Annotated in this window: 12 protein-coding genes and 1 pseudogene; 2 read left to right on the top strand and 11 right to left on the bottom strand. The window is 33.1% G+C overall.

Annotated elements, in window-relative coordinates; all coding sequences use genetic code 11:
- Positions 1 to 270: 270 nt before the first annotated feature.
- The 4 genes and pseudogenes from ABE048_RS16475 to ABE048_RS16460 all read right to left on the bottom strand — a co-directional run bounded on the left by ABE048_RS16475 (position 271) and on the right by ABE048_RS16460 (position 2997).
- A complete protein-coding gene (locus ABE048_RS16475; RefSeq protein ID WP_430312366.1) occupies positions 271 to 981 on the bottom strand; it encodes a DUF421 domain-containing protein in 711 nt (236 codons plus the stop codon).
- 127 nt (positions 982 to 1108) lie between these two features.
- Positions 1109 to 1366, bottom strand: a complete 258-nt coding sequence (locus tag ABE048_RS16470; RefSeq protein ID WP_430312365.1) for a hypothetical protein — start codon at positions 1364 to 1366, stop codon at positions 1109 to 1111.
- A 344-nt stretch (positions 1367 to 1710) separates the two neighbouring features.
- Positions 1711 to 2103, bottom strand: a complete 393-nt coding sequence (locus ABE048_RS16465) for a hypothetical protein (protein WP_430312364.1) — start codon at positions 2101 to 2103, stop codon at positions 1711 to 1713.
- A 317-nt stretch (positions 2104 to 2420) separates the two neighbouring features.
- Positions 2421 to 2997: pseudogene (locus ABE048_RS16460) on the bottom strand (phosphoglycerate mutase family protein).
- 389 nt (positions 2998 to 3386) lie between these two features.
- Here ABE048_RS16460 and ABE048_RS16455 point away from each other — a divergent pair.
- Complete coding sequence (locus ABE048_RS16455) at positions 3387 to 3782, top strand: DUF3224 domain-containing protein (RefSeq protein WP_430312363.1); 396 nt, start codon at positions 3387 to 3389, stop codon at positions 3780 to 3782.
- Positions 3783 to 4156: 374 nt separating this feature from the next.
- Here ABE048_RS16455 and ABE048_RS16450 read toward each other — a convergent pair whose 3' ends face one another.
- The 5 genes from ABE048_RS16450 to ABE048_RS16430 form a co-directional block, all read right to left on the bottom strand.
- Positions 4157 to 4663 (bottom strand): DinB family protein, encoded by a 507-nt coding sequence (locus ABE048_RS16450; RefSeq protein ID WP_430312362.1) that lies wholly within the window; start codon positions 4661 to 4663, stop codon positions 4157 to 4159.
- 189 nt (positions 4664 to 4852) lie between these two features.
- Positions 4853 to 5083: a hypothetical protein gene (locus ABE048_RS16445; protein WP_430312361.1), complete on the bottom strand. Its 231-nt coding sequence runs from the start codon at positions 5081 to 5083 to the stop codon at positions 4853 to 4855.
- Positions 5084 to 5200: 117 nt separating this feature from the next.
- On the bottom strand, positions 5201 to 6160 hold the full coding sequence (locus tag ABE048_RS16440) for a DNA/RNA non-specific endonuclease (RefSeq protein WP_430312360.1): 960 nt from the start codon (positions 6158 to 6160) through the stop codon (positions 5201 to 5203).
- A gap of 389 nt (positions 6161 to 6549) precedes the next feature.
- Positions 6550 to 7119: a hypothetical protein gene (locus ABE048_RS16435; RefSeq protein WP_430312359.1), complete on the bottom strand. Its 570-nt coding sequence runs from the start codon at positions 7117 to 7119 to the stop codon at positions 6550 to 6552.
- Positions 7120 to 7266: 147 nt separating this feature from the next.
- On the bottom strand, positions 7267 to 7728 hold the full coding sequence (locus ABE048_RS16430) for a hypothetical protein (RefSeq protein ID WP_430312358.1): 462 nt from the start codon (positions 7726 to 7728) through the stop codon (positions 7267 to 7269).
- Positions 7729 to 8082: 354 nt separating this feature from the next.
- Between ABE048_RS16430 and ABE048_RS16425 the strand changes: the two genes are divergently transcribed.
- On the top strand, positions 8083 to 8328 hold the full coding sequence (locus ABE048_RS16425; RefSeq protein ID WP_430312357.1) for an IS110 family transposase: 246 nt from the start codon (positions 8083 to 8085) through the stop codon (positions 8326 to 8328).
- A 269-nt stretch (positions 8329 to 8597) separates the two neighbouring features.
- Here ABE048_RS16425 and ABE048_RS16420 read toward each other — a convergent pair whose 3' ends face one another.
- Together ABE048_RS16420 and ABE048_RS16415 are read right to left on the bottom strand one after the other, a co-directional pair.
- Entirely contained in the window at positions 8598 to 9854 is a 1257-nt protein-coding gene (locus ABE048_RS16420) for an ATP-binding protein (RefSeq protein ID WP_430312356.1), read from the bottom strand.
- A gap of 209 nt (positions 9855 to 10063) precedes the next feature.
- Positions 10064 to 10588: a hypothetical protein gene (locus ABE048_RS16415; RefSeq protein WP_430312355.1), complete on the bottom strand. Its 525-nt coding sequence runs from the start codon at positions 10586 to 10588 to the stop codon at positions 10064 to 10066.
- Between the last annotated feature and the right edge of the window lie 171 nt (positions 10589 to 10759).

Here is a 10759-nt window from a genome sequence, read left to right as displayed (position 1 = left end):
AACATTTGGGGTGCAGTTCATTTTCATGGACAGCGCCCGATTGTTGAAGATCAAAATAATGATTATGAATATTTTCCTTAGTTTGTTGAACTATCGCCCCGAAGAAGCTGTCCCATGTAGTTTCTTCAACCATATAAAATCCTTCGTGTCAATATCCAGCTAATATCCATTTATCATACTATTTGTTCCATAACGTTATTTATAACTGCGTTTCACTGATCGTTTTACTGAAGCATTCTAATTTCCCTAATAAATTAAGAGATATATCATTTATTCTTTATCAATTGGTGAATGAATATGATTCTCATATGTATCAACATACATATTTCCATTCCCGGACAGGACTGCATATAATACATCATGTTGAACTAAGCTTCGTTTCTTTAATTCCAAATGTAACCATGACTCTGTTAAGTTATTCTGTTCCAGATTTTCCTTTATTACTTCTCTATCCATAATTAGTTCAATTGGTAAATTAATTTCAGGAGTTATCGGTATCATTAAATCTTGTCTAGTTACATTTCTGAATTGAGGCTTTTTCAAGACTGTTAATGTCCCATTTGTCTCTACAATTGCAAACAGTACCTCTTCAATATTAAAGACGTCCTTTTCCCTTAACTGTTGATTTAAATAATCTAACGTATAGCGCATCTTATTCATATTCTTCTCTAGTATTTTTCCGTTTTGAATAACAATAGTCGGGTCACCAGCTAAAAACTTTCTGGCTTTTCTACTTTTTAATGAAATGAGAGCAATCATAAAAATTATAATGACATAAATGACCAGTGCAATGATCATATGATGTACTTTTATAGATGTATTAAAGGATAAGTTTGCTGATATGGCACCTAATGAAATGGCTGCAACGAAATCAAATATCGTCATTTGAGAGATTGTTTGTTTACCTAGTATACGTGTGACTATTAGTAACAATCCAAAAGAAGTAATTGACCTCAAAATAACCTCGAAATTTTCAGACATTTTAACACCTCATTTGACTTTTATCTTTTTATAGACTTTACTATTTCTCCCTTTCTAAACCTTTATTTTAAGGATAGGCTCTTAATAATCTCGATTGTCAATACACTGTTTAAATTCATGTATTATTTTATACTTGATGATTTAGGAAAATAATAAATTTCCTCTGAACATGTTCCTTCTTAATAATTCTTTTCACACGATACGTATTTTGTAAATACATTCTTACTTTTCTATTGCCAAAGAAAAGACTATGATATTTTTCATCATCATAAATATTCATAAACCATGAATGATTCTTCAGCATTTCAATATTTCGGTCGATTTTTCGTGTATTTAAAGAATTAGTACCATTGGGTATTAGTGAGGCAAGAAGCTCTTCTAACATTCGTTTTATCTCCCTTAATTATTTTATTATGATATATTTTCTTCCACTATCCATTAGCGTTACTAAACAATCTGCCCCTAACGAAAAGACACGCCTATTCACATCGGTGCCTCGATTTCAATTAAAGTTTCAATTTATATGCTTTCAAAAATATTTACTATAAAAATCGTGTCTCAATTTCCCGCTAAGCTGTGGCTTAATTGATGGGGATGTATATTTTTTTATCCCAGCTCGTCTTGATATTTGTTTGATAATATATCTCAGACCACATGAAAAAAGAGAATGAATTCAATATGAAATCATCCCCTCAAATAGTTTGAAAATCCTTATACTGATATTACTCATCAATGACTCGCTAAACGTTTTTCAAAATCCTTCTTAAACAACAGAATAGCATCAATATTTACAGCAAAATCGTGGTCACTGATATTAAAATTAGTTAAAAACTCGTCAGATCTCTCACGAACCATAATTGTCGGACTGATATTGTCTCCAATAGTGTCCTTTGTTACATCACTTCCATAGAAATACCAGTTAGTTTCAGTAGGCGCATTTGCTGCATTCTTAGATAAGTCATTTTTTATTATTTCGCATAAATTATTCATAAAATCTGCATTAAGATTAATGGTTTTTCCATATTCACCATCAATTGATATATCAGCATCTCCATACCAAATATTCCTGCTTGCTCTCTTTCCGTCATTTGAAGTGTATGTTTCATCAAACAAAATCTTCATTTTCATTACCCTCCGTTAAAATTAAATAACTTCACACTATTATACACCAGAGTTAGGCAAGCTTCCTGTTTGTAATGGCAGCAAGCCCACTACCATTGCAAACAGAACTTGTCGGGGAAATCCCTAAATCATTAATCAGACTATATTACTTTAAGTACAGAATTCACAATCTCTTCTAAATTATAACCCAACAAATACAAATTTCTTTTAAGATATTGCTCCACAATCGTGCCATTAAATGAAAATAAGCGCTTATCTTTATTCAAGGATAGCGCCCGATTGTTGAATATTGTTATTGAAGTAAAGCACCCCGTAGTTCAACAAGTAATTTGAACCCATCCTGTTTCTTGTAGGAAATCTTTTCTAGATAAACTCTGACCTGAAATTAATTGACGATAAGCAGTTATGGTACCATCGTGTGATACTATATATATCTTTTCTTTTTGTAATAGCTTGCAATTCATAATAAAATCTTCTGCAATTTTTATGAATTTATTTTCAGACATAACATTTATTCCATTAGACCATAAATCTCGGGGAGCATTGGTTTCAATTTCGAAAGCTGAAAAATCTTTTTGGATTATTTCTAAATCAATTATTTTATCACAAGGCAATGTGTTTTTATTTGGGGATATAGGAAATATTCGAGGAGAAACCAAGGGACTTACAACCTTACGACAATCTATATTTTCACTCCAAATAAATGTGGGTTTGCAAAGTTCTTCTAATAGGACTTATGATTAAAATATCATCAATAGTTAAAGGGAATTGACTTCTTAGCAATTTTGCTTGTTTCTCTCCTTTAGGTGTTAATGAGGGGTCTTTTATCTGTAAACTTTTTGGTATGTCTAATGTGTGTTCTCCTTGACCATGACGAATAAATACCAGATCCACCTAATCACCACTCCTCATAATGTAATACCTTTCTTCAAGTAACCTGCCCCGTTAGTTTAAGTACATTACTACACAATCTAACCTGAATTTTAACATAAATATCCAATTCCCCTATTATGTGTTATTCAATCATATGGCCCTTAAATGAAAAACGAGCGCTTATACTTATTCAAGGATAGCGCCCTTTAATTGAATAACTAACATATAGCATTAGTCCTAAAATTACTTAATGCTTCTTAAAGTAACGCAGCCGTTACTTTAAGTGAAATATTTCGCAAAGTTATGAAAGAAAAATTAATAAAAACAATCTTATTCTATTATTGGTAATGGTGCTTTTTGGATATTATACTGGAGGTGAATTACTATTTAATAATGAAGGGAGATTTACTATGGAAGTAACATTTACAGTAAGCAAATGGGATGAAAAGCCAGTAGACGACACAAGAAAAGAATTCCCTATTAATATTGCCCATGTCGAATATGATATTGAGGGTGAATTAACAGGAAAAGCTTTTGTTGAATATTTATTATTTTATATAGACTCTACTATAGATGATGGTCACTTGGCCACTTCTAAAATTTCTGGATTTCTGCATTTCGAAGGAACTTACAAAGGAAAACATGGGACATTTACGGCTATAGAGCAAGGAATATTTGATAAAGGAAATCTAGATTCTCCAGCAACAATCATCAAAGCTACCGGTGATTTAGAAAGTTTAAAAGGGTCTTATAACTATAAGTTTACAGGTGAAAACAGTAAGATGATTCTAGACTTTAAATTCTAACAAAACGGTAAAAAATTGCCTCTCTGTACTACCATAAAGGGTTCTGTTTTGAGGTGCTTTTCTAAAAATCCGTGTCAAATTCGTTTTGACATCGTTATTGGTATATTTAAAAAGCAAAACTCGCCATAGAAATTTGCGAGTTTTTTTGTTATGAATACCGAAATCTTATTTAACTATAGATACCTATAGTTTAAGTAGAAATCTTCACAATCTTTTCATTACCCTAACAAGATCTAATCTCTTAAATGTGTCGAGGCATTACAAAAAGACGCCCTCTTATTAAAGAAAAGCGCCCATTAATGAAATAACTACACCACAAGCCATTCCATTAATTCAAGATGGATTATAGTTCCTTCTCTTTAACACTTATCATTTCATAATTCCCGAAGAATTTGGAAAATTTGACCTCTATGATGCGATTCATGTTCAATCAAATGGTAAACAACCCACTCAGGTGTGACGTCATAATCTTCAAGAACTCTCGGTTTACGCCAATCGGTTAAGTTCATTGAACGAAAGTGGGAAAGAAATACTTCACGTACCTTATTAAGGCGGTAAAAATGTTCCTCTATACTTTCTCCCTCAAAGTGAGTTAAATTGTCGTCAGTTCGATGTTTTAAAGGAAATAATGCGCTAATTTCAGGATCCCAATCGCTTCCAAGTATTTCTACATACAACCAATCTGCCTCGATCAATGCAATGTGATACAAAAGTGTCCCAATTGATTGCCTTTCGCCTAATTTTCGGTCAATTAAGCTTTGGCTGATTCCAGTTAATTTAGTTATAAGAGTACGTCGAACATCCTCTAGACACCATAGCCATCTGCCAATCTCTTCTTCATACTCTGGTAATGAAGATACCAGTAAAGTTCCTCTCTCCAATAAGATCAACCTCCTCTAATTAATATTTACATTCAATTAAATTCGGATGTTTCCTTCTTTTAAATAAAAATACTCTTAGTGTATTCCATAATTTGGCCCTTTAATTGAAAAAAGACGCTTTCTTTATTTCAGAAAAGCGCCCGATTGTTGAAGATTGTTATTGAAGTAAAGCACCCATTAATAAAGAACTTATTTGTGAGGTAATGGTTTTTCAGGACGATTCGGACAGTATTCACAATCAGGGTCACTACATTGGGATTCAGTCCAGAGATTACATTTAGGACAAAAATATGCATCAAAATCTTCATTGTATACTAAATTAAACTCGCATTTAGAACAGAATTGCTCTTGTTCAATATGACCATAAAATTCAAAGTCATCAATTATTACTTTATCATCATCTTTTACTTCTATTTTCATGGGAACCCTTCAAATACAAGAAAAAAGACACTTTCCTTACTACAGGAAAGCGCCCGATTGTTTCTGTAAAGTCATTCGTTTATTTCATTCATTTAATTTGCCCTGAGTTCTAGGTGCTTATTCCCCTACCATACCGTCGTTATCATTATCTTGCATATAAGGGTATAACCAATGATCACTCGTTATTGGCATGCTATAACCTGCTGCTTTTGCTTCTTTAATCGTCACTTGTCCATTACCATCTGTATCAACACTAGAAATATCTTCAGTGCCATTCGACTTATTAGAACTAGTTGACTTATTTGAGTTAGTTGATTTACTTTCAGTTAAGCCTAGAGATTTATTTATCTCATCAGGGTTGCCGTTATCAAACTCATCTACAATCTTATTCCCTTTTAAAGTGTAAGTGTACTTATAATGAGAAGGAATCTGCGTTTCCGTATTAGGATATGTGATAATTGCTTCAAAATTAGTAGCACCACCAGCTTTACGAATGGCATCTTCCATATATGCTTGATCACCATGTCGGTTAAGCGTACTTTCTTGTGGAGTAATATTGTAAGCATTGGATACCCCTCCGAGAGAATCTGCAATGATATGTCCTTCATCTAAATCTGCTCTTTCTACACCAGGAACTTTTGCTTCATCATTGTAATATCTACCAGACGATGTTACAGGTTCGTTATCGTCATCTTGTAGAACGATTTCGTCAGCAATGACACGGACCAGTTGCCCATGTTCATTCGTGAAGGCCCAATACTTCCGGTCCCCATAACCAATGTCAACAACAACGTTGGGTTCACGATGTCCAGACAAATCGCTACCATCAACTTCAATAAGTTTGTATCCCGAGAACAGGTCATTATTTTGTTCGGTTTGCGTTTCTTCCACTACTGGTTCATCTACAACCGTAGTGAACGTCTCTTCTTTTTCGCTATTATTTGAATTTTTTTCAACTGTGGTTACATCTTGTGAATCTGTTTCTTTATCTGTAACGGATGCATCTTCTACGTTAGTACAACCAACTATAAAGATGGCAGTTAAAAGTAAGATTAAATAGTTTATTTTCTTTTTCATTTTAGGACTCCTTATAGTTTTTTTTTACTGGACATTCTAGTGAGCTTTGAATAAAACATAAATTAACATTGTTAACCTATTTATAGTAGTATATTACAATATTAATTTTATTACAGTAGATACTTAGTTCGAAGTATGTAGTATTAAATTCCGATAAAGATTAGTAGAGTCCATTGCATTATATTTTTCAAATATAAAATTTAGCTAGTACTTGCTTATGGCGGAATAACTGCTTTCACAATCTTACCTATACTTTTATATCAATATTCAGTTTTAAAAAAGATGTTATTTAGTAATATTGGTTCTAGTACTGAAAAAGGCATAATTCCAATTCACGAATTGCGCCCGTTTGTTGAACGTTTTTGTGTCGGATTGTTAACTTCAATGCTCTATTTTAAAACTGTCTCGGCTGGGGTAAATGCTTCCCATTGATTGTATTTCGTTGTTATTGATGAAATAAACCAATACTCTTTAAATGGTTCTAAATTCTTTTCCACGATTATAATCTTCTCCCCACCACCAAAGTCTCCATATGATGCCCATAAATCGTATTTAACGGTATACCGCATTTTGGATTCGCTGAACTTTTCTACTTTAGTAAAACGAAAGTTACTAACCGAAGGACTTGACTGACCTGTTATCCAGTGAGTTTGCTCGAATTTACTCCTTGATTGTTTTCGAAGCGCAGGGGACAACATCGCATATTGAACAGCACCACTTCGATTATTTACGCCTAATATCCACAATTCAACAGCTTGTTTTGGTTCGGTTACCATCAAACCAAACATAAAAGACATTAACTGGCTTTCTAAAGGAGTGAGTTGTTTGCCTTTAGTAATCTTTTCCTCAAAGGAAGGAGGAGTATCGTTCGTTTTTGCATTTACAGTTCCATAATACAACCCACAAATTAGTATACTAAATAAAACCAAAAGAAAAGGTTTACTTTTATCCAATTCCATCACCCTAAATTATATTTGGGTTTAGTATATCCAGTTCAGTTACAACAATCCCCATTCAAGTAAATGGCCCTTTAATGAAAATAAGCGCTGTTCCTGTTCCTTTTACAGAAAAGCGCCCGATTGTTGAAAATCGTTATTCGACTAAAGCTACCCGTTAGTGAAAAAAGACTTACTTAACTCAATTACAAAGTCATAACTCGAACTTCCTTTTTCCCAATGCGCAGAAACACTATAAAAATAAACCCCTTTTTCTTTTGGCACTAATAGAACATTGTCATTTAATCGGACATTCTCCATTTCGTTTTTATTAAACCATATAGATGCGCTCAACGTATTTTCTAGTGGTTTACGATTAAATTCTATTTTTAATTCAGCTCCAGGTGATACAACAACAGGTTTAAGTTTTTGATGCTTAATAACATCTGGCGGAGAAACCTTATCAACACATTGAACGTTAATAAGCCCACCCCAACAATAAGAACCTTGTGCCACTTCTACAGCATTATTTTCAATAGTTATAGTTGGTGTTGGTGGTTTAAGGTTAAATACAAAATAAATCCCACCTACTAATACAACTACAGCTAACAAAGAAATTAATACCTTTTTCATACACTCCCCCCCTATTGTTTCAAAAGACACCATATTCAACTAAACTTGGTTGAAGAAGAAAAAGATGGGATCTCTGTGGAATCCCATCTTGAAGTAAAGCACCCGTTCGTATTATAAGGTCAACCGGAGAAATCTGGTTGACTATTTTTTATTCAATTTATAGATTGATAGTAGCCGGGGTCGAATGGAAGCACCCGTGGGACTAGATCCCGACAACTAAACTGTTCGCCCTCTACTTGTTAACACATGATTAGGCTGCTTGGGACATTACGATCTCATATAACAAGCGAAGATATGAATAACAAGCTAGATAGAGGTTACCGGTCAATACACTACCTTAGGAGGAGATAAACTATGAATCCAGTAGTTGGTCTGGATGTCGCAAAAGGTGAAAGTCAGGTTCAAATGTTCTTGGACAAAAAAATGCCCTATAAAAGCAGCGTGAAAGTCGATCATACGGTGGATGGATTGGAAGAGTTACACTCATATTTATTAGATTTAGAGCGTCAAACAGGGATGAAGCCACCTGTTGTTTTGGAATCAACGGGTCACTATCATGCCCCAGTTGTACAGTTGGTTGCGCTTTTTAGTATAGCATGAAGTGTTTTTTAATTTAAAAGATTTTTATTGACAATCTATTAGCTGGTTTAGTTTAAGTGTAATACTTCACAATCTTATTCAATTAAGGTTGTTTTAATCATTTAAATCATATAAATAAATTGGGTTTATACACTCCAAAATGGATACTATTGCGTTATTGTATCCGGATATTTTCTCAATTTCTTTTTCGTCTTTAAATTCTTCGTTTTCGAACTGTACTTTAACAGCAAGCTCTAAATCGTCGAAATTTTTTTGCCCTATGATTTCTATTAGGAAGAAGGAATAATAATAGAAAACCGTGTTCCCTTTCCCTTTTCACTTTTTATTTCTATATCTCCGTTTAATCCTTTTACTATACTGTATGCAATCATCGTACCTAGCCCGGTTCCCTTCTCCTTTATAGAATAAAACGGCATAGCGATTCGATTTATCTCCTCAGAAGACATTCCAATTCCTGTGTCAATAATATCAATTACAATACGATTCTTTACCTTTTTCACATTAATTCGGAGCATCCCTCCATTAGTCATGGCTTCAATCCCGTTCGTTGCAATGTTAATTAAACACATTTTTAGATTATCGGTGTTGGCATATATATAATAGGAACATTCATTATCGCTTTCAACTTTAACATTACATTGGATGGCGATCGGTAAAATAACCTCTATTACTTGCTCAACAATTGGTCTAATATCTAATAATTCTCTTGCAACATTTTGTGGTTTTATAAGGGACAAATAATCGTTAATAACGAGTTGCGCTTGTTCTAACTCCATTAGCATGACTTGCAAATAGTCATCCTTTTGTGTTTCAGAGATTTCGTATTTACTAAACATCTGCATAAATCCATATACCGTAGTCAACGGGTTTCTTATTTCATGGGCTATAGACGCTGCTAATTCACAAATCACCATAAATTTTTCTGCACGGTGAATTTTTTCTTTCATTTTAAACCTTTCTATCATTCCTTCAATTAGATAAAGAGACAATAAAACAGTCAGAATATTGATCACTATATAATTGAATAAAAAGTGAATAAAATCAGGTTGAACTTTATCGTTTATCCGTATTTGGTTCATTAAAGCGAATATAGAAAAGGAAATAGTGCAAAGAGACATAAGCAATAAGCTGAACAATATTTTTCTTTTTTTATAATAACCAGCAAGAAAATATTGGGATACCAAAGTAATGGAAGTGGCCATAAAATATACAATAACTGCAGGGTAGACTCCGTCTCCGCCTATGTAAAAACGGTAAGAAACAAATATAACAGTAATAAAAATAAAACTCCTAAAACCACCATAGAGAACAGCTAAAAGGATTGGGATAAGCCGTAAATCATATATGTATCCATAATTAAACTTAAACGGGAATGTCATACAAAGAACAACCGCAATGGATGAAAGAAAGGAAATTAATATAGTATTACGCGCTTCTTTTCCATCTTTATCTAACCAAAATATTTGATAGAAAAAAATACAAATAATAATAATGAATGCATTTAATAATAATGTCGTTATCCCCATGATCAGCGCCCCTAAATCGAGTAATAAATGTCAGAAAAGTGATAAAACGCATAATGTTAAGATAATTATAAACATTTTTTCAAAAAAAGAAAGATGTTGAAAAAAGTTTCAAAAAAAAAACATTTGACTAACTTGCTCCGTTAGTTCAATAAAACAAAAAAAGAGCTGCATATGCAACTTAATGATCTTCAAGAAAAGCACCCGTTAGTTCAACTAGGATAGTCAGGTAGGATGACCTTATAGAGCTGTTCTTTCGTTGATAAACTAATATCATTTGTACCAACAAGAAAAGAATCTCCGTGTAAAATCACTTCTGTTAGAGTGTCACTTGGATCTAATTCGAATATAGGATACTGTTCAGAGACCTTACCCTTCAATTCATCTCTATCCTGTATCTTTAATTTTATTTCTTTTGATGAATTAGTTATAAAGAAATCGTCAAAGGTTAATTTCCATCCAACATCGTCTAGTATTCTATTCAATTCATTTATCGAATGAACTTCATCAATTCTGTACCTAAGCCGTTTGTCATCATCGTCTAAATCATCAAATTCTCTTACAAAGTTATGGATAACCTTTAGAGGAAAACGGTTATAGTTTTTCCAGAAATCAAATAAAGTTGTTCCATATTCTCCGTCAACACAATACATATATTCTGGTTCTTTTATACAATCACAAGCCCAGAAATCTATACGTTCATTTTCATACGCCGTTCGGTCATCAATATTAACCATATTACTTTTTCCATCCTATTCCTTTTCATTATTCCTTTTTCTTCTTCAACTATTCTGCTCGTTAGTGTAAGTACATTTGTTCACAATCTCATATCAATTTTAACATGAATACCCAGCTTTGTTTGGAAGTCTTATTCAACAATCTGGCCCTTAAATGAAAAATGAGCGCTT

The organism is Rummeliibacillus pycnus (assembly GCF_050459865.1).
GTDB lineage: Bacteria > Bacillota > Bacilli > Bacillales_A > Planococcaceae > Rummeliibacillus > Rummeliibacillus pycnus_B.
This window is presented reverse-complemented; position numbering and strand designations above follow the sequence as displayed.